This window comes from Lysinibacillus sp. fls2-241-R2A-57, assembly GCF_030209535.1.
GTDB lineage: Bacteria > Bacillota > Bacilli > Bacillales_A > Planococcaceae > Lysinibacillus.
Window position 1 is genome coordinate 1 of the sequence record NZ_JARVRU010000120.1, and the last position, 19,975, is coordinate 19,975.

19 protein-coding genes are annotated in these 19,975 nt (G+C 39.8%); 1 reads left to right on the top strand and 18 read right to left on the bottom strand.

The genetic code is table 11. The features are described 5' to 3' along the window. The 3 genes from QRN68_RS18055 to QRN68_RS18065 all read right to left on the bottom strand — a co-directional run. A partial coding sequence (locus tag QRN68_RS18055) for a hypothetical protein (protein ID WP_481817465.1) occupies window positions 1-198 on the bottom strand: 198 nt, incomplete at its 3' end. A gap of 31 nt (window positions 199-229) precedes the next feature. Beyond that, window positions 230-1,024, bottom strand: a complete 795-nt coding sequence (locus QRN68_RS18060; protein WP_285398292.1) for a carbon-nitrogen family hydrolase — start codon at window positions 1,022-1,024, stop codon at window positions 230-232. 65 nt (window positions 1,025-1,089) lie between these two features. Then, window positions 1,090-1,884 (bottom strand): PhzF family phenazine biosynthesis protein, encoded by a 795-nt coding sequence (locus QRN68_RS18065; RefSeq protein ID WP_285398293.1) that lies wholly within the window; start codon window positions 1,882-1,884, stop codon window positions 1,090-1,092. 111 nt (window positions 1,885-1,995) lie between these two features. Between QRN68_RS18065 and QRN68_RS18070 the strand changes: the two genes are divergently transcribed. Next, window positions 1,996-3,165 (top strand): pyridoxal phosphate-dependent aminotransferase, encoded by a 1,170-nt coding sequence (locus tag QRN68_RS18070; RefSeq protein WP_285398294.1) that lies wholly within the window; start codon window positions 1,996-1,998, stop codon window positions 3,163-3,165. Between the two features lie 234 nt (window positions 3,166-3,399). Here QRN68_RS18070 and QRN68_RS18075 read toward each other — a convergent pair whose 3' ends face one another. From QRN68_RS18075 to QRN68_RS18145, 15 genes are all read right to left on the bottom strand, one after another. After that, window positions 3,400-4,599, bottom strand: coding sequence for a glycine C-acetyltransferase (locus QRN68_RS18075; protein ID WP_285398295.1), 1,200 nt, complete (start codon window positions 4,597-4,599; stop codon window positions 3,400-3,402). A 58-nt stretch (window positions 4,600-4,657) separates the two neighbouring features. Beyond that, window positions 4,658-5,734 carry a nucleotide kinase gene (locus QRN68_RS18080; RefSeq protein ID WP_285398296.1) on the bottom strand — a complete coding sequence of 359 codons (1,077 nt, stop codon included), beginning with the start codon at window positions 5,732-5,734 and terminating at the stop codon, window positions 4,658-4,660. A 99-nt stretch (window positions 5,735-5,833) separates the two neighbouring features. Continuing rightward, on the bottom strand, window positions 5,834-6,469 hold the full coding sequence (locus QRN68_RS18085) for a YczE/YyaS/YitT family protein (RefSeq protein ID WP_285398297.1): 636 nt from the start codon (window positions 6,467-6,469) through the stop codon (window positions 5,834-5,836). Between the two features lie 431 nt (window positions 6,470-6,900). After that, window positions 6,901-7,395: a Cys-tRNA(Pro) deacylase gene (gene ybaK / locus QRN68_RS18090; RefSeq protein ID WP_285398298.1), complete on the bottom strand. Its 495-nt coding sequence runs from the start codon at window positions 7,393-7,395 to the stop codon at window positions 6,901-6,903. A gap of 24 nt (window positions 7,396-7,419) precedes the next feature. Beyond that, window positions 7,420-8,166 carry a hypothetical protein gene (locus tag QRN68_RS18095; protein WP_285398299.1) on the bottom strand — a complete coding sequence of 249 codons (747 nt, stop codon included), beginning with the start codon at window positions 8,164-8,166 and terminating at the stop codon, window positions 7,420-7,422. Window positions 8,167-8,531: 365 nt separating this feature from the next. Continuing rightward, on the bottom strand, window positions 8,532-9,104 hold the full coding sequence (locus QRN68_RS18100) for a VanZ family protein (RefSeq protein WP_285398300.1): 573 nt from the start codon (window positions 9,102-9,104) through the stop codon (window positions 8,532-8,534). A gap of 147 nt (window positions 9,105-9,251) precedes the next feature. Continuing rightward, window positions 9,252-10,790 (bottom strand): acyl-CoA carboxylase subunit beta, encoded by a 1,539-nt coding sequence (locus tag QRN68_RS18105; protein ID WP_285398301.1) that lies wholly within the window; start codon window positions 10,788-10,790, stop codon window positions 9,252-9,254. Window positions 10,791-10,959: 169 nt separating this feature from the next. Then, complete coding sequence (locus QRN68_RS18110) at window positions 10,960-11,742, bottom strand: enoyl-CoA hydratase (RefSeq protein ID WP_285398302.1); 783 nt, start codon at window positions 11,740-11,742, stop codon at window positions 10,960-10,962. Beyond that, entirely contained in the window at window positions 11,739-12,656 is a 918-nt protein-coding gene (locus tag QRN68_RS18115; RefSeq protein WP_285398303.1) for a hydroxymethylglutaryl-CoA lyase, read from the bottom strand. Before QRN68_RS18115 ends, QRN68_RS18110 begins: the two co-directional genes overlap by 4 nt. Before the next feature lie 12 nt (window positions 12,657-12,668). Next, complete coding sequence (locus QRN68_RS18120; RefSeq protein ID WP_031418413.1) at window positions 12,669-12,881, bottom strand: acetyl-CoA carboxylase biotin carboxyl carrier protein subunit; 213 nt, start codon at window positions 12,879-12,881, stop codon at window positions 12,669-12,671. Window positions 12,882-12,960: 79 nt separating this feature from the next. After that, on the bottom strand, window positions 12,961-14,319 hold the full coding sequence (locus QRN68_RS18125) for an acetyl-CoA carboxylase biotin carboxylase subunit (RefSeq protein ID WP_285398304.1): 1,359 nt from the start codon (window positions 14,317-14,319) through the stop codon (window positions 12,961-12,963). A gap of 16 nt (window positions 14,320-14,335) precedes the next feature. Continuing rightward, a complete protein-coding gene (locus QRN68_RS18130; protein WP_285398305.1) occupies window positions 14,336-15,970 on the bottom strand; it encodes an AMP-binding protein in 1,635 nt (544 codons plus the stop codon). A 29-nt stretch (window positions 15,971-15,999) separates the two neighbouring features. Continuing rightward, on the bottom strand, window positions 16,000-17,142 hold the full coding sequence (locus QRN68_RS18135) for an acyl-CoA dehydrogenase (protein WP_053484555.1): 1,143 nt from the start codon (window positions 17,140-17,142) through the stop codon (window positions 16,000-16,002). A gap of 239 nt (window positions 17,143-17,381) precedes the next feature. Continuing rightward, window positions 17,382-17,999, bottom strand: coding sequence for a TetR/AcrR family transcriptional regulator (locus QRN68_RS18140; protein ID WP_285398306.1), 618 nt, complete (start codon window positions 17,997-17,999; stop codon window positions 17,382-17,384). Window positions 18,000-18,494: 495 nt separating this feature from the next. Next, window positions 18,495-19,610, bottom strand: a complete 1,116-nt coding sequence (locus QRN68_RS18145; protein WP_285398307.1) for a M20 peptidase aminoacylase family protein — start codon at window positions 19,608-19,610, stop codon at window positions 18,495-18,497. Window positions 19,611-19,975: the final 365 nt, after the last annotated feature.

Genomic DNA, 19,975 nt, shown 5'->3' on the forward strand with positions numbered 1-19,975 from the left:
ATCAGCGATGTTTACCTTTTTATCAGCGATGTTTTCCTTTTTATCAGCGATGTTTTCCTTTTTATCAGCGATGTTTTCCTTTTTATCAGCGATGTTTTCCTTTTTATCAGCGATGTTTTCCTTTTTATCAGCGATGTTTTCCTTTTTATCAGCGATGTTTTCCTTTTTATCAGCGATGTTTACAGTTAGCACGCTCAAGATCGCTTTGCTCCTTGAGCGTGCCCCCGTGCTAATTTTTGGCAACTACTCCACTATATAATCCAGGTCTGCGGTCGTCGTAAACAGGGATTCTGCCTCGTACTTCATCGACAATCGAAAAGTCCACGTCGATTACAGCTACTTCTTCGTCCTCTGCGCCAACCCACAGCACTTCACCCCATGGCTGGATAATCATTGATTGACCATTGAAGTTTTCTACCTTTTTCGATATACGATTAACAGCGATGACGAAACATTGATTTTCAATGGCACGTGCTTGTAGCAATGTTTTCCAATGATCGATACGTGGTGTCGGCCATTGTGCTGGCACGAATAATACCTTGGCACCCTCTAAGGCGTGAGCGCGTAGCCATTCTGGGAAGCGAATATCATAGCAAATCACTCCCGCAGCCTCGATGTCTCCAAGTGCAAAACGATTCATTTCATCCCCAGCTTCTAAATATAAATGCTCGTCCATTAAACGGAAAAGATGTGCCTTGCTATATTCGCCTACTAGCTCTCCACATTTATCAAACGTATACATCGTATTGTAAAATTTATCGCCTTTCTTCGTTGAAACAGAGCCACCAACAATATGTACGCCAAGCTCTTTCGCTAAGTTTGATAAAAATGCTTTTGAACGTTCTCCATCCACATCTGCAAGCTCTGTTAATTTTTCAAGTGCGTAACCTGTATTCCACATTTCTGGTAGTACAATAATTTCTGCACCTTGGTTTGCAGCTTCACGAATCTTTTCCTCCGCGCGAGCAAAATTTTCTTCTACTTTGCCAAAGCCTACATTTAATTGGATACAACCAATTTTCATTTCTATTCCTCCTCTTGTTTGTGCTTTTCTGTATTGCATTATACTACAATAAAAAACCTATCGTTTTAGATTACTAGTTCACCACTTAATATTCGAACTGCCGAACCCGCAATGGCAACATCTTTTATTTTTGGTGTAACGTATAATAATCCACCACGTTTTGAAAGCTGTTTGCTAACAATCCTTTCCTTTGATAATTTTTCACACCAGTAAGGTCCTAATGCTCCATGAGTGGAACCATTTACATGGTCTTCATCAATACCTTGTGCTGGGGAAAAAAATCTTGAGACAATGTCAATTCCCTCATCCTTAGCAACACTCGTTATACAAACACCACGTACAGGAAACTGTTTCATCGCAGGAAAATCAGCTTTAAAATCTGCAATATACTCTTCGTCACTTAATTCCACTATATAATCCAATTCTGTTTTCCCTACATATGTCGGTTTCATTCCAAGCCATTCTTCAAGCTCCGAAGGACAGTCAATCTCTTCTAACCGATACTTCTTAATCGTTATTTCAACTAGTTCATTAAACCAAATTGCTTTCATAGGACCACTTAAAGTCTGGAATGTAATTGAAGAATTGACGGGCACAATCCCTTGTTGCCAAAGTAAAAAAGCACTGGCAATTGTTCCATGTCCACAAATCGGTATTTCCTTTGCTGGCGTAAACCATCTAAGAAAAAAATCATTATCCTTCTTTTGGACAAAAGCTGTTGTTGGTACGGAAATCTCCTGAGCAATTTTCTGCATAGTTAACTCAGGTATTGTTGAATCAAGTAAACATACTGCAGCTGGATTTCCCTTGTAAAGTTCTGTAGTAAAAGCATTGACGATAAAATATGAGACTTTGTTCAATTTTTTTCACCCCATATCACCTGTAGTACTGAAAAGACTCTAGACAATTAATAAAAAAAGTAATAGTATTCATTAATAATTATTATTATATTCTGAAAAAGGTGGACGTGCATGGAATTCTCAAAAAAACTACAGCAACTCCCAACTCAATTTTTTGCAGCACTCGTGCAAAAAGTAAACGCTGCTCTAGCAGAAGGGCGCGATGTTATCAATCTTGGTCAAGGTAATCCAGATCAACCCACTCCTCCACACATTATTAAAGCACTACAGGAGGCAGTTGAAAATCCTCAAAATCATAAATACTCTCCATTTCGTGGTTTAGCAGAGTTACGTCAAGCAGCAGCTGATTTTTACAAACGTGAATACAATGTTGACATTGATCCCGAGACTGAGGTAGCTATTCTCGGTGGTACGAAAATTGGTCTTGTTGAGCTACCGTTAGCTGTTTTAAATCCTGGCGATACAATACTATTACCTGATCCTGGCTATCCAGACTACTTATCAGGTGTCGTATTAGGTGATGTTCATTTTGAAGTCATGCCACTTTTTGCAGAAAATAGTTTCCTACCAGATTATCATGCTTTATCTAATAAAGTGAAAGAAAAGGCAAAGCTTCTTTACTTGAATTATCCAAATAACCCGACTGGAGGTACTGCAACCCTTGAATTTTTCGAGGAAACAATACGCTTTGCAAAAGAGCACAATATTATCGTATCACATGATTTTGCCTACGGGGCGATTGGATATGATGGCAATAAACCTATCAGCTTCCTGCAAGCTGACGGTGCAAAAGATGTCGGCATTGAAATGTATACATTATCCAAAACATATAATATGGCAGGCTGGCGTATTGGTTTTGCAGTTGGTAACCCAGATATTATTGCAGCTATCAACCTTATTCAAGATCATCTATTTTGTAGTCAATTCCCTGCAGTGCAACAAGCCGCAGCAGTTGCGCTTAGGGCTTCCCAGAGTTGTGCAGATGAGCTTAGATCGACTTATGAACGTCGTCGAAACGTTCTTATCGAAGAAGCACTGCGAATTGGTTGGCAAGTAACCGCACCAAAAGGCTCTTTCTTTGCATGGCTCCCTGTTCCATTAGGTTATACGAGCGAGCAATTTGCCGATTTATTACTCGACAAGGCTAATATCGCCGTAGCTGCTGGCAATGGCTTTGGTCAATATGGCGAAGGTTATGTGCGGGTTGGTTTACTCGTTAGTGAAGAACGCTTACGTGAAGCAATTAGCAGAATTGAAAAATTAAACTTATTTAGTTCATGAACGCTTCTTTCGCCTGCCTGACCTCAATAAGTCAATCGGTCATTTTTGCATTTCTATCCGTCACTTTGGAGTAGCTATCCGTCGCTTTGACCGTTCTATCCGTCAACTCAGCCTAGCTATCCGTCCCTTTCGCCATTCTATCCTTCAACTCAGCCTAGCTATCCGTCCCTTTCGCCATTCTATCCGTCTCAACCTCAAAAAAGGGCTACCTCACTATTGAGGCAGCCCAATTTTTTATTGAATTACACCTAGCTCACGGCCAACTTTTTCATAGATTGCTAGCGCATCGTCTAGCATTTCTTTTGTGTGCGCCGCTGTAGGCATATTACGAACACGTCCTGTGCCTTTAGGAACCGTTGGGAAAACGATTGATTTCGCGTAGACACCCTCTTCAAATAAACGATGTGAAAACTCCTGCGTAAGCTTTTCATCGCCAATAATACATGGTGTAATCGGTGTTTCAGATTCGCCAATATTAAAGCCTAACTTAGCAAGACCCGCTTTTAAATAGTTGCCATTTTCCCAAAGCTTATCGTGAAGCTCTGTTGAATCAATCAGCATTTGCACTGCCGCTGTAATTGCAGCAACATCACCTGGTGGTAATGCAGTTGAGAATAAAAATGGACGTGAACGTACTTTTAGCCAGTCAATTAAATTTTTCTTGCCAGCTACATATCCACCAACAACGCCAATTGCTTTAGACAGTGTACCAATTTGGAAGTCGATTTCTTTTTCTAAACCGAAATGCTTCACTGTACCCTTCCCTTTACCAGTTACACCTGAGCCGTGTGCATCATCAACATACGTAATTAAATCAAACTCTTTCGCAATCTCAACAATTTCTGGTAATTTTGCAATATCACCATCCATTGAGAATACACCATCTGTAATAACCATGATTTTATTGTATAAGCCCGATTCTGTTGCTTCTTTTGCTTTTGCACGTAAATCGTCCATATCAGAGTGATTATAGGCAATAATTTTCGCACGTGATAAACGACAGCCATCAATAATGGATGCATGGTTTAATTGATCCGAAAGAATCGCATCATTTTTATCCATTACAGCTGAAATAGCCGCCATATTACAGTTAAAACCTGATTGGTAAGAAATAGCTGCCTCTGTTCCTTTAAATTCAGCAAGCTTTTCCTCCAATTTCACGTGTAAATCAAGCGTGCCGTTAATCGTACGAACTGCGCCAGCTCCCACGCCATATTTATCAATTGTTTCTTTGGCAATACGCTTTAATTCTTCATTTGTTGCTAAGCCAAGATAATTGTTTGAAGATAGATTAATTAGGTTTTTGCCACGCACCTGAATGATCGGTCCGTTTGCTCCTTCTACTGGATCAATTTCATTGTATAAGCCTTGATTGTGTAAGGCTTGTAGGTTTTCATCTAAAAATGCATTCAATACTTTCGACAAGCGTATCATCCTTTCCTAGGAAAACTGTTCTAGCTCCTAGTGTAGCACAAGCACGCTATTTGAAAAATTACTTTGTTAATCTTTCGAAAAGTGGGGCCGTTTTTTCTCGCCAATGAGATGACGATATACAATTATCTAATAATCGACGGACTGTATACTCTGCTTCGGCATACCGCTTCGAATACCCCATTGCATCCTGAATGGCTTCTTTATACTTTGCCCGTATATCCTCGATTTTAGCCTCCGCTTCCTGTGAAAGCGCACAATGTTTTCCTATATCAAAGATTTCATCCCCTAGTCTTCCATCCTGTGGGTCAAAAACATGTGGCTCTGTACTATCAAAGATGCAGAAATTTAATTCCGGGATAATGACCATGTCAACAGAGCCCGCATCTAAGCCACACCAAACAATTTGTGCATCTAGCCCTCTCGCATTTGCTTCATCTGCTATTCCCTTCATTAATGAAGATTTACCTGTACCTGGCTTTCCTTTAATCATTAATCTTCTAGTTAAATTTTTTGTCATGCTTTCTACTGTATTTTCGGCGCCCCTTGGTGTTAATGTTCCAAGTAAACGATGTGTGCGCATTCCTGTTTTATTTAAGACCATTGTTTGGAAAACATCTGTCTTTAAAATATCCACTTGGTCATTTAATGCTTGCCAGTTCATACAACTCTGTGTGACTATTTCCCAATCATCATGAATCTTTATAGCTCTATCAAGCATCCAAATACATTTCTTACGCCATAATTCTCGTTCCTTCATTGCATCAGAGAGCTGTTCACCAATTTTTTCAAGCTGGTTTTCTTCTAAACAATCGTAAAATGACATTACACGATGCTTTGTTCCGAGAAAAATTGGTTCAATCCCCCATTCCGATGACCATACAAATAGTCGATTACACCCTCGAACGTACACAGCCTCCACAACATCCTCTAGCAAAGCATGCTTAAACCACTCCACTGATAAGCCCTGCTTGACATAAAAATAACCGAGCTCTTTAAGCAGCTCCGATCCTTTAAACGTCGGCGCGCCCTGCAAAATATAAACTAATTCTGCCTCTGCCATCATTTCTTTATATAAATGTTTAATCCCTTGCCCAGTCAGTGCGTGTCCAAAATAATAGGTCACATTTCCGTTCAATATCGTTCCCCCTTTACCTTATGCCATGCATTATATGAAGTTACTTTAAAAAAAATGAAAAGCTACTTATATCTTTAACAGATAAAAGTAGCTTCCTATTTAATAGAATGGCTTCATTTCCTCGACATTGCCAATACACTTCATTAATACCTTCCGACAATAAGGTAATGAATATTGCACAATATAGCCTGATGTTAAAGCAATGACCACCGTACCAACGCCAACGGGACCACCAAGTAACCAGCCAACAATTGTGACAAACACCTCGATACCCATTCGTGCTGTTTTAATTGTCCCACCAAACTTTTCAACAAGAATCATCATTAATGTATCCCGCGGCCCCGCTCCCATATTCGGTGCAATATACATCCCACAACCAAAGCTTAAAACAAATAAACCCACTACAAAATATGTTACCTGTAAGCCATAGCTATTGGTGGACGGCAATATCCAATTAAAAACATCTATAAATGACCCAATCAGTAACATATTAAGCCATGTCCCTACCTTTGGCCATTCTCGCAAAACAATTGAAGTTGAAACAACAATTAAAAGCCCAGTTAAAATAGACCAAACACCAATTGATAAACCAAAGTTCTGAAATAAACCTACATGCAACACATCCCAAGGGCTCGTTCCTACGACTTTCCCTTTAATGGACATTGTAATTCCAAGTGACATCACCATTAAGCCACCAATAAAAAACGTCCACCGCCACCCCGTAATTTTTCGCATTTCATGTTCCTCTTTCTATGTATGATATTGCTCTAACTTTACCATAATTTCTACAAAAATCTCGAATTATGAAATTTGGTTGATTCCGTTGAAAAGAGATTCAACCCGAGTGGTTCTTCTGTCTACCCGAGCGGTTCTGAGGTCTACCCGATCACTTTTACGTCCTACCCGAGCGGTTCTGAGGCCTACCCGATCACTTTCGCATTCAACCCGAGCGGTTCTGAGACCTACCCGATCACTTTCACATTCAACCCGAGCGGTTCTTCCCGCTACCAGATCACTTTCTCATCCAACCCGAGCGATTCTTGCGCCTACCCGATCACTTTCTCATCCAACCCGAGCGGTTCTTCCGGCTACCCGATCACTTTCCATTCAGCCTGAGCGTATCTGCCACCTACCTGACATCCCAAATAAAAAAACTACCCAACCTATCATTCTTGGGTAGTAGTAATTGGTGCGAGCTTTGCCTTTGTCACAGCTACTAAATCATCTAGTTGGACATGGATTTGCATGCCGATTTTTCCTGCGCTCACAATAATATTTTCTTGCACTTGAGCCGACGCATCAATAACTGTCGGATAAAGCTTCTTCATTCCTACCGGTGAGCAACCCCCTCTTACATAGCCTGTATAGCCGAGTAGCTCTTTAACAGCAAGCATTTCGATTTTTTTCTCGCCAACGACTTTGGCCGCTGCTTTTAAATCAAGCTCTTCAGCCACAGGAATAACAAAGACAAAAAGCTTTTGGGCACTTGCCTTTGCTACTAATGTTTTGAAAACACGAGAAGCTGGGTGACCAATTTTTTCAGCAACCGAAATTCCGTCAACTTGGCCGTCACCCGTCTCATATTCAATTACTTCAAATTGTATTTTTTGCTGCTCCAACAATCTGATAGCATTTGTCTTTGCATGCTTTGCCTTTGCCATGTTAACAATCTCCTATCTCCAGCATTAGGCTATCATAGAGAACATAGAATCTATTTCTGGTTGATACCCGTTTTTCGCCATTTGAATATGAGCGGCATATTTTTCAGAAGCATATTTAAATGTTCGTGCCTTGAATGCCTCCTCATAACTCTTACCGAAAATTGTATCTGCAAATGGATCCAATTTCAATTCATTCGAAAAACGTTCTGGCACTTTGACTTCAATCACTTCACGTACAAAAACAGGCTCATTAGCATCTATTTCACTTTCATCAACTTCTTGGCCATTTAATTGCGCTTGCATGTGCTGTATTTGAGCATTTGCACTTGCCGCTACACGTAAATCCTGTGGCGATGGTTGTAGCGGTGCTAGTGCTGCATTTCGCACTTGCTCTAGAGTTTGTAACTTCTCATCGGCATTTGCATCATCTACTGTTGACACTTCTTTATCTAAATGCTCTGCTTCAAGAGTATCAGATTTTTGCGTTTGCTCGCGAGCAAGCACATTCTTTTTCGTTTGTTGCAAATCCTGAATGATTGCTTGCTGTTGGGGCGTCACTTCTTTTGATTCCTCTTTTTGTTGCTCGTAGAGGTCTTGATCCGTATGCCCTAGTAGTAAATTTTCTAGCTCAAGCAATACCGGATTTTTCTTGGGCTGAAAATACAGTGCGTTTTTTCGATATGCATCACCCGCTTCTTTTCGCTGCAAAATCTTTTTACGATTATAGTGTGATGAAATTCTTTCTTGTTCTATTAGGTTTGATAGTTTCATATTTTCACCTCGGCTTTCTAATTTAATATGCAAGTTAAATAGAAGATATGATTCTATTTTCTATTTACTATACATAGACAATCTGAACAGTTTCTGTACACTAATTATCGGAATTTTCTTTATTAAATTCAAGAGCAAATTACTACTAACCTCCTAAAGGAATAATTCACTTTTCACAAAATAGGTATAAAGACCTTTTTCGAAATCCGTTTTTCCCATTCGTTTATTACTTCAATTATTAATTTCAATAAAAAATTATTACTGTTATTACTTTTAAAATAGTGGGAATTCACCATAACAAAGGCTCATCACCATAATTTTTGGTGATGAGCCACAAAAAAACAGCCCTTTTGCAAGGACTGTATCTATCTATTTTTTTTAGGTTTAATAAGTATACTTTTATAGGCTAAATAGCCAAGCCATGCGCCAAGCGTATTTAAAATCAAGTCATCAATATCTGTTGACCCAACCCTAAAAATAAATTGTACAGTTTCTACCGCTAGGCTGGATAAAAATCCCACAAAAATAATTGACCAAGCTTTACGGTATTTTTTCGATAATAATGGTAGTAAAAAGCCCATCGGAGTAAATATTAATAAATTGCCGAGCAAATTGATAATAATGATGTCCAGATTAAAATACTGGGAGTAATTTATATAACGAAGAATTGTTTCAAAGGGAACAAAATTTGTTGTTAATCGCCAGTCACTATAATCAAAAAGCCCTAATTCTACAAAAGTGTATTCACCCTTGACTAACATAATGACTACATTCACTAGACGATCAATGACCAATTTATAAAAAGCTATAGTTGAATAGATACTGAAAAATATCCAACCTGCTATCTTTATTGGTAGATAATATGTATCTATCAATGCACGATAAGGTAATGGTAGCTTGGCATCACCTTGCACATTTGAAATGTTATTTTTTTGCATGCCTGTACCACCTACTTCCCTTTATCCTCCCCTATTTTAATATGCACTACCTCCTCATGCAATAGCTAACCATATATTTATATTCCAACACGTCCATTTGCATTCTAAAAAGCTGCCTCAACTGAGACAGCTTTTTTATAAATGGCTTTATACTGGATTTACTCCATGCTTGCGCTCTGAGAATAGTAAATACTTGGACATATAAAGCTCTAAACGTGATTCAAGTGCTTTTCTTAAATCATTTGGCTCAATAACATCATCAATGATAAGCTCTGAAGCTAGACGGTAGACATCGATTTCTTCTTGATATTCCTTGCGTTTCTCTGCAATAAAGCTTGCCTGCTCTTCTTTTGGAAGTTCAGCAATTTTATTTGCGTAAACTGCATTGACTGCAGCTTCAGGGCCCATTACAGCAATTTGTGCGTTGGATAGCGCAATACAGCAGTCTGGCTCAAATGCAGGACCTGCCATTGCATATAGCCCAGCACCGTATGCTTTACGAACAATAACCGTTAATTTAGGTACAGTCGCCTCGCTCATCGCAAAAATCATTTTTGCTCCATGGCGTATAATCCCAGCTTTTTCAACTTGCGTACCAATCATAAAGCCTGGTACATCTGCAAGGAAAAGAAGAGGAATATTAAACGCATCGCAAAGTGAAATGAACTTTGCTGCTTTATCAGCCGAATCGTGGAACAAAACGCCTCCCTTTACGCGCGGTTGATTGGCGATAATTCCAACCGATTGCCCATTAATGCGCCCAAGCCCTGTAATTAATTCTGGAGCGAATAATTTTTTCACTTCACAAAACGAATCTTCATCAATAACACGTTCAATTAACTTATACATATCAAATGGAACGTTTTGATTTGTGGGTATTAGTTCTTCAATAGACTTATCAAATGAAGCTGGTGGCTTCGGTGTCTCAACCTTACTGCGCTCTGCATAGTTATTTGGAAAATAGCTTAAATATTTACGCGCATAAGTAATAGCTTCCTGCTCCGTTTTTGCGAGCACATCTCCGCAACCAGAAACGGAACAATGCATTTTCGCTCCACCCATCGTTTCTAAATCTACCTTCTCACCGATAACCATCTCCGCCATACGTGGAGACCCTAAATACATCGATGCATTACCTTCCACCATCACTACGATATCGCAGAATGCAGGGATATATGCACCTCCTGCTGCCGAAGGTCCAAACAGTAAGCATATTTGAGGAATTTTACCTGAAAGCTTTACCTGATTATAGAAAATACGCCCTGCTCCTCTTCGACCAGGGAACATTTCTAATTGATCTGTAATACGTGCACCTGCTGAATCGACTAGATACAGTAAAGGGCAATTTAGCTTTTCTGCTGTTTCTTGAATACGGATCATTTTTTCTACTGTACGTTTACCCCAAGAGCCAGCTTTAATCGTCGAGTCATTTGCTAAAATGCAAACAGTGCGACCATGGATTTTACCGATTCCTGTTACAACGCCATCTGCCGGTAAGTCACCCGCTAAGCAGTTTGCATACAGACCATCCTCTGATTGAAGCCCATCATCTAATAATAATTCGAGTCGTTCACGTACAAATAGTTTTCCTTGTTGTGCATTTTTATCGTGATATTTTGGTAGACCACCTGCTAAAATTTGTTCCTTCATTGTTTTAGCCGTATTTTCTGTCGATACATTGCTCATATTTAATTCCTCCCTTTGCCCAATCGATTACGCGTTAGCACTTCTCTTTCGTGCCAAGAATTAACAACATGCCTGGATTTTATAAAAAACCATTCAAAATCCACCATATTCAATCAGAGTCTTTATTTTTGATTCCATACCATTGTTGCTAGGTTACTGCTTTCATTTCTTATTTCCCTACATATTGCGGTTCTCGCTTTTCTTGGAAGGCAAGCAAGCCCTCTAAACGGTCTTCTGTAGGAATCAGAGCATTATATGCAAGTGATTCGATTTTTAAGCCAGTAGCTAAATCTACTTCGACACCTTGATTCATAGCGATTTTTGCCTGTACTAAAGAAAGCGGTGCATTTTTTGCCATTTCAAGTGCAAGCTGTTGAGCCCTTTCAAGTACTTCATGTCCTTCATAAACGTACTCGACAATACCGTAGCCTTTTGCTTCCTGTGCATTTAATCGACGAGCTGTATAAATTAATTCCTTAGCTTTTCCAATGCCAATGAGCCGAGGAAGTCGCTGTGTTCCCCCTGCTCCAGGAATAATACCGAGAGATGTTTCCGTAAGGCCTATCTTTGCATGTGTAGCTGCCATACGTAAATCACAGGCTAACGCTAGTTCGAGTCCACCGCCAAAAGCAACACCATTTAATACAGCAATCACTGGCTGAGCGAGCGCTTCTACTTTTGCTACTGTTGCACCGATTAATTGCACAATCTGCTTGACTTGTCGGTCTGGCATCCCTTTACGCTCTTTTAAATCTGCTCCTGCGCAAAAAGCTTTTTCTCCTGCTCCTGTCAGTAAAACAACTCGCACTGCCGGATCGCCATTAATTTTGTCGAGTACCGCACTAAGTTCTTGGAGTAATTGTACAGACATGGCATTCGCAGCTTCTGGTCTTGAAAGTGTAATAAGCCCAATGCTACCGTCTAATAATTCAAAACGAACGAGTTGCGTCATAATTGACTGGCACTCCTTTCATTACGGACAATCGCCATTTGTTTAGAGGCAACTGTCTTCCCTAGTTTCTGTTCAATAAATTGAGTCGCCTCTAGCACTTTACTCCGGTCTACACCTGTTTTAATACCCATTTCATCTAATAAATACAATAAATCCTCTGTGGCTACATTGCCTGATGCTCCCTTGGCATATGGACAGCCCCCAAGCCCACCAAGTGCACTATCAAATTTGGTCATCCCCATCTCTAAGGATTTCACGATATTTGCCAATGCCGTGCCACGTGTATCATGAAAATGCATCGCAAAATTTTCTGCCGGATATCTTTTTAGTAATTCCTCTAAAAGACTTTCCACCTGTGTTGGTACGCCAACACCAATCGTGTCACCAAGTGAAATTTCATCGATGCCCATTTCTAATAATTTTTCTGTTACTCGCAAAACCTTTTCTGGTTGTATGTAGCCTTCATACGGGCATCCAATCACTGTTGAGATATAACCTCGCACTTTTTTATGTGCTGCCTTTGCCCCTACAACTACTTCCTCTAATATAGGAAATGTTTCATTAATTGTTTTATTAATATTGCTTTCATTATGGCTTTCACTCGCCGACATAAAAACGCTCACTTCATCTACATCAGCCTGCAATGCACGTTCTAAGCCACGCATATTCGGTACTAGTGCTGCATACGTTATATCTTTTTGGCGTTTAATAGCTTGTAGTACTTCCACTGCATCTGCCAGCTGCGGAATCCATTTCGGATGCACAAAGGACGTTACCTCGATATAATTCAATCCAGTTTGACTAAGTAAATTCACTAGTTGTACTTTATCGGCAGTTGTCATATGCGTCTTCTCATTTTGTAAACCGTCACGGGGACCTACTTCCTTTAACGTTACATGCTTTGGTAGCTGCATTAAGAAGCCTCCTTATTCGATTTCTAAAATATCATCATCAACGTTTATGAAATCCCCTTCATTGGCAATGATTTTTGTTACAACGCCATCTTCTTCTGCTGCAATAGGAATTTCCATTTTCATCGACTCTAAAATTGCCACATCTTGTCCTGCTGTCACTTTCTCGCCTTCTGCTACTACGATTTTCCATACTGTTCCTGCCATGCTCGCTTTAACTGTTGCCATTGTAATCCCTCCAAATATTTAGTAACTGGGCTGTCTGAAATATTCCTCCAAACAGAAGTTATATGGACAGCCCGAGTCTTTATTTTGTCTCTGCTAATTGAGGTAGATAATATTCATCCACAAATTTAGTTGTTGTATAGCCCTTTAAAAATTGTTCATGTGTGACTGTTTTTAAAAGCATTGGAATATTCGTTTGAATTCCTTCTACTTTATACGCATTCAATGCTTCAATAAGTCTTTCACACGCAATTGCACGTGTTTCTCCCCACACTACTAATTTGCTAATCATCGGATCATAAAAAGGTGTTACCGCAGTGCCTGCCTCTACGCCACATTCATGGCGAATCCCCTCACCTGTAGGTAATTCAAAAGCCGTGATTGTACCTGGAGAAGGGAAAAATGTCGAAGGATTTTCAGCATATATGCGTACTTCAATCGCATGCCCATCTCTTTGAATGCTGTCACGTGTAAATGCTAATGATTGTTTTGCAGCAATCTTTAATTGCTCCTCCACAAGATCCAGCTTCGTAATTTCCTCAGTCACTGGATGCTCCACCTGTAGACGCGTATTCATCTCTAAGAAATAAAAGTTTTGCTCTTCATCTACTAAATACTCAATCGTTCCAGCATTAACATACCCAATATGTTGAACTGCCTTGACTGACGCATCTAGCATACGTGTTCTTGTTTCTTCAGAAATAAATGGAGAAGGTGCTTCCTCAACCACTTTTTGATTTCTACGCTGAATCGAGCATTCACGTTCAAATAGCGGTACGACATTGCCATCATGATCCGCAATAATTTGTACCTCGACGTGATGAGGATTAGCAATAAATCGTTCCATATACATCGTGCCATCACCGAAGAATGACTGTGCACGCTTTTGATTCCCCTCGAATGCTTTTGCCAGTTGCTCTGCATTTTCTACTAGCTGCATCCCGATACCCCCACCGCCAGCAGAGGCTTTTAACATAATCGGATAGCCTAGACGGGAAGCAATTTCAATAGCTTCTGTTACGTCTTTCACAGGTGTCTCTACACCTTCAACAATTGGAACACCCGCTGCCTTCATTGTTTTTCTGGCCTCTAATTTACTACCCATTGAAGCAATAACGTCTGCGCTTGGCCCTATAAATACTAAGCCTGCCTCAGTACAACGTTTAGCAAATTCAGCGTTTTCCGATAATAAGCCGTAGCCAGGATGAACAGCGTCAGCACCGCTTTCCTTCGCCACTTCAAGAATACGATCAATATTTAAATAGCTTTGTGCAACAGGTGGCTTTCCAATACAGAACGCCTCATCAGCATCCTTAACATGTAAGCTTCCAGCATCTGCTTCGGAATACACCGCAACGGTTTGAACATTTAGTCGTTTGCATGTTCTTATAACACGTCTAGCTATCTCTCCACGATTTGCAATTAAAACCTTCTTGAACATAACACCGGCCCCCTTCTTACTTCACTGTTACTGCAAAGTTCTCACGTAATCTATATTTTTGAACTTTCCCTGATGCAGTCATCGGATAGTTGTCGATAAAGAAAATATGCCTTGGGATTTTATGTCTGGAGATTTTATCCCGACAATAATCCCGAATCTCTTCCTCTGTTGCCTGCTCTCCTTCTCGTAAAATAATCCAAGCTGCCGCTTCTTCTCCATAAACAGGATCAGGTACACCTGCGACCTGCACATCTGATATTTTTGGATGGGAATAAAGGAATTCTTCAATCTCTCGTGGATATAAATTTTCACCACCACGAATAATCATGTCTTTTAAACGCCCTGTGACACGCACATAGCCCGCTTCATCCATCGTTGCCAAATCCCCGGTATGCAGCCAGTCGTCCTCATCAATTGCAAGAAGCGTTTCTTCAGGATTTTTATAATAACCTTTCATGACGTGATAGCCTCTCGTACATAGCTCTCCTTGCTCATTCGTCGCAGCTTCTTCGTTTGTGCCAGGAATGACGATTTTAACTTCTAGATTTGGCAATGCACGGCCGACTGTTTCCACTTTTAAAGATAACGGGTCATCTGTTCTCGTTTGTGTAATAACAGGTGAGGATTCTGTTTGCCCGTAACAGATCGTAATATCCTTCATCCCCATTTGCTCGATAACAGCCTTCATAACCTCAATAGGACAGTTAGAACCAGCCATTACTCCGGTACGCAATGTTGATAGGTCAAAAGACGAAAAATTCGGTAAATTAAGCTCACTAATAAACATCGTTGGCACGCCGTGTAATGCGGTACACTTCTCTTTTTCAACCGTCCGCAGCACCTCGGCAGGTGAAAATTCCTGCACTGGCACCATCATCCCACCACTAGTTGTAATCGCTAATGTTCCAATCACACAGCCAAAACAGTGGAAAAATGGTACAGGTATACATAAACGATCCTCAGACGTTAAACGCATACATTCTGCAATATTTATCGCATTATTAACTAAGTTGTAATGCGTTAACATAACCCCTTTCGGAAAACCTGTCGTTCCCGAAGTATATTGAATATTAATAACATCATCATAATGAAGTGCTTGCTGTCTCTGATCTAATTGCTCCTCTGTTACTTGCTCAGCGGCAGATAAAACATCCGACCAATTAAGCACTCCGGGATATTTCGTCTCGCCAATTAAAATAACATTTTTCAATAAAGGTAGTCGCTCTGATTGCAAATTACCTGGTTCACAATGTTTAAGCTCTGGACATAACTCTTGCAGTGTATTCATAAATGAATGGTCGCGATAATTTTCAATTAAAAATATCGTTGTAGCATCGGATTGCTTTAGTAAATATTCCAACTCACTTGCACGATAATTAGTATTTACGGTAACGATTGGGGCACCCATTTTTCCTGTCCCAAATTGCAGCTGTACCCATTCAGGCACATTCGTCGTCCATACTGCAATATGTTCACCCTTCTCTATGCCAAGAGCCATTAATCCCCTCGCTACTATGCGACTTTGACGATTTAGCTCCTCATATGTCATACGTAAATCTCTATCTGCATACACTAATGCTTCGCGCTGTGGATACTTTGTTGATTGTTCATCTAGCAATTGACCAATAGTTTGATACACAAGTTCTGCCATGAAAATCCCCCTTATGCTATTTGATATAATTAACAGCCAATTAGACGAGAAATAACGAGACGTTGAATTTCAGATGTTCCCTCACCGATTTCCATTAACTTAATGTCACGCAGATGACGCTCTACATCGTATTCTTTCATATACCCTGAACCGCCGTGAATTTGAATTGCTTGATTACACGTACGGAAGCCCATTTCAGAAGCAAATAATTTTGCCATTGCCGCTTCCTTCCCAAATGGTTTCTTTTGATCCTTAAGCCATGCCGCCTTATGTACTAACGTACGCGCAAGCTCTATTTCCATTGCCATATCGGCTAATTTAAATTGTATAGCCTGTAGCTTTGATATTGGTGCACCAAATTGTTCACGTTCTTTTGCGTATTTTAATGCCTTCTCGTAGGCAGCTTGTGCAATCCCTACGGATAATGCAGCAATGGAAATACGTCCTCCATCTAAAGTGTTTAAAAATTGACTAAATCCTCGTTTTTCATCTCCTAAAAGATTGGCTCTTGGTACACGAACATTTTGCAAAACAATCTCACACGTATTGGACCCACGCACTCCCATTTTGTCGTAATTGCAGTTGATCGTTACGCCAGGAGTATTGGTTGGTACTATGATAGATGAGATAATCTTTTTACCATCTTCACGTTTACCTGTCACTGCTGTCACAATAATTTGGCGTGCATGACCAGCATTTGTAATCCAGCATTTTTCACCATTAATGATGTAATCATCACCATCAATTACGGCTGTTGTACGTGTCCCACCAGCATCTGAACCTGCATTAGGCTCAGTTAAGCCAAATGAGCCTAACGTTTCACCCTTCGCTAACGGAACAAGCCATTCCTGCTTTTGCTCCTCTGTACCGAAGTTATAAATAGGTGAAGCACCTAAGCTAACTGCTGCTGCATAGCTTAATCCTGTACCGCCACAGGCACGGCCAATTTCTTCAACAGCGAGCGCGTAGGAAACAGTATCTCCGCCTGAACCGCCGTACTCTTCAGGAAACGGGATCCCTAATAAGCCTAGCTCTGCCATTTTTTCAAAGCTCTCTATTCTCATTGTCGATGTCTCGTCAACCTCACGAGCATACGGTTTAATTTCATTTTCAGCAAAATCACGCACCATGTCTCGAATCATCATTTGCTCTTTCGTTAGTTCAAAGTTCATCCCAATTCCCCCTAATGTCTAATTTGCCATAGCAGATTTCGTTCAGATGACAGTTGCAATAAATCAATGTTGCCTCGGCATAATTGCGTCCGGAATCGTCTTTGTGCCTGCACAAAGAACTCTTTTCCGATTCCATGACATCCGCCGGAGGCTTTAACTACATTTAACGCCGTTGAATGAAATTAATACCGACTAGTCGGTTTGTCTGAACGATTAATAAAACCAGTCATTGTTGCTGGCTACCCCTTTACCATAAATTGAACTGCTTCTTCCATTGCCTGTTCAGTGACAATCGCACGCAATACCATATCCGTAAATACCTCTGTAATTTCCTCCATTGTCAATGGACCTGTTTGTTTAAACCATTTATATGTCCAATTAATCATCCCAACAATAGCCATCGTTACAATAGTACAAGGTAGTTCTGTACGAAAATCCTTCGTTTGCTGGCCTTCCTCTATGACTTTTTGTAAAATATCCCGATATTGATCTCGTTTTTCATGAATAATTTCACTATATTCCTCTGACAATGAACGACTTTCCTCATAAAAAACCGTTATATGGGCTTGATACATATCAAATACTTGTGTCAGTGTTTGCAGCATTGCACATAAACGTGTAATCGGTGTATCGTATTTGTCATATGCCTCCTGTGACTGTTTAATAACATAAGAAATAAATACATCATGAATTTCATATAACAGTTCATCTTTCGATTTAAAATTATGATAAAATCCACCCTTTGATGCACCAATATATTCAACAATGCGATCAACAGTTACATTGTGATAGCCATCCTGCTGAAACAGTACAACTGAAGCGTCTACAATTCTTTGTTTTAACGTTTTCTTTACCATAGGCATCTATCATCCTTCATATAGCTCTTTACTCCATCACTCTTTATAATCAAGAAAAAACTTTATTACTTAATTCGATTCATCATCAACTTAGTATTAATCTAACTCTTGGTGAAAAATAGTTTTTTCCAAATTATAAAAATACTATGACAATATTAATATAGCATTCACAAAAATTGGTGTCTAGCAACAAATAAGATTTTATGCAAAATTACGAGAATTTATTTTACATAAAACAGAATTTACTTCATAACACAAATAAATAAACACACATTTACTGTATGATTTACACCTTGTTTTCATTACTAAAATTCACAAAAAAATTCCCTAGCGTTATGCAATGACACGAGGGAATTTCTAAGGACATTTTTACAAGGCTCTCAATATTTTTCGTAGCCTAGATGATGATAGCAATAACTAAGTTAAATCTTAAATATCCTCTGTAGAATATACTCTTCCAACAAATGTTGTGAGTTCTACTAAACTTGCTATTCTTTATAAAGCTCGTAAAATAGCTCTCGTAATAATGTTCACACCTGTAATAAGCCTCTCTCGATTAAACGTCATTTTCGGATGATGTAATCCAGGTGTTACACCACAACCTAAGCCAAGCATTGTTGCTTTCAGGTTAGGACGCTCAAACGTATAAAAATGAAAATCCTCTCCACCAGGTGTGATGACTGGTGAAGCACAAGCTTTTTCACCAACAACGTCTACAATCGCCGCATTCATATGCTGTAATGCCTCGTCATTTACTAATGCTGCAACAACATATGCATCTACCTGCAAGGTAATTTTTGCACCATACATCGCTTCTACCGATGCCTTTACCCGCTCAATACCTTCTGTAATAGCTTGCATTGCTTCATTTGTTTGTGCTCGTGCATCAATGCTAAATGTTGCTTTCCCAGGAATAATATTTGTGGAAGTACTTCCTGTATTAAATTGCGTCATTTTAACTGACGCAGAAACATTCGGGTCCGTCCAAATTTTTTGTAGACCTTCGACAATCGCTGCCCCTATCTCAATAGCATTAATAGCGAGTTCAGGTCGTGCGGCATGCGCTTCTTCCCCAATAATTGTCCCCGTAAAAAGCTTTGCCGTACCATGATATATGGCTGGGGCATATGTGCCGTCCTGTAATTCCATTAACGGACGTACATGGACACCAAATAAGTACTCTAGATTATCAATCAGCCCCTTCTTAGCGAATGCCAGAGCTCCCTGTCCTTTTTCTTCTGCAGGCTGAAAAAGAATACGCACTGCACCAGGAAGTAAATGCTCCATATCCTTTAACACTAGTGCTGTCCCTATAGCCATCGTCATATGACCATCATGACCGCAAGAATGATTAGCCTTAAATTCACCGTCTATTTCCTGCCATAGTGCATCTATATCCGTACGAAATCCGACTCTCGGTGTTCCCTCCCCAATATCTACATAAAGTCCAGTCATATCATCGAACAACTGAGGCTTCATATGCGCATCCTTTAATAGATTGGCAATGTATTGAGTTGTTTTCTGCTCCTGCCAGCTAATTTCTGGATGCTCATGTAGATGTGTAAAAATCTCCATTAATCTTGACTGTAAGTTTTGTAAAACTTGGTTCATTTTATTCAACTCCATCAATTTGCTAAAAAGCTATTTTGGGAATCACCATATTTTACGCGCTAATTTTCATAATAGTCGTGATTTTGTGCCGTTATACTTGCAATTAGTGTATTTGAAAATGAGACGAGAACCAGCATAGCATTAATTGTAGACATTTCTTGTAATTTTATTTACAAAGTTGAGACTCCTTCAAGTAAATATTTTGCTCCGTCATCTAGGGTTTTTACGATAAGATTCCTATTTATTTTGGGGCGACTTACTAAAAAAATGCAAATAAAAAAAGCCGAGGAATAAATCCTCGACTTTTTAGGTGCCTAGCGACGTCCTACTCTCACAGGGGGAAGCCCCCAACTACCATCGGCGCT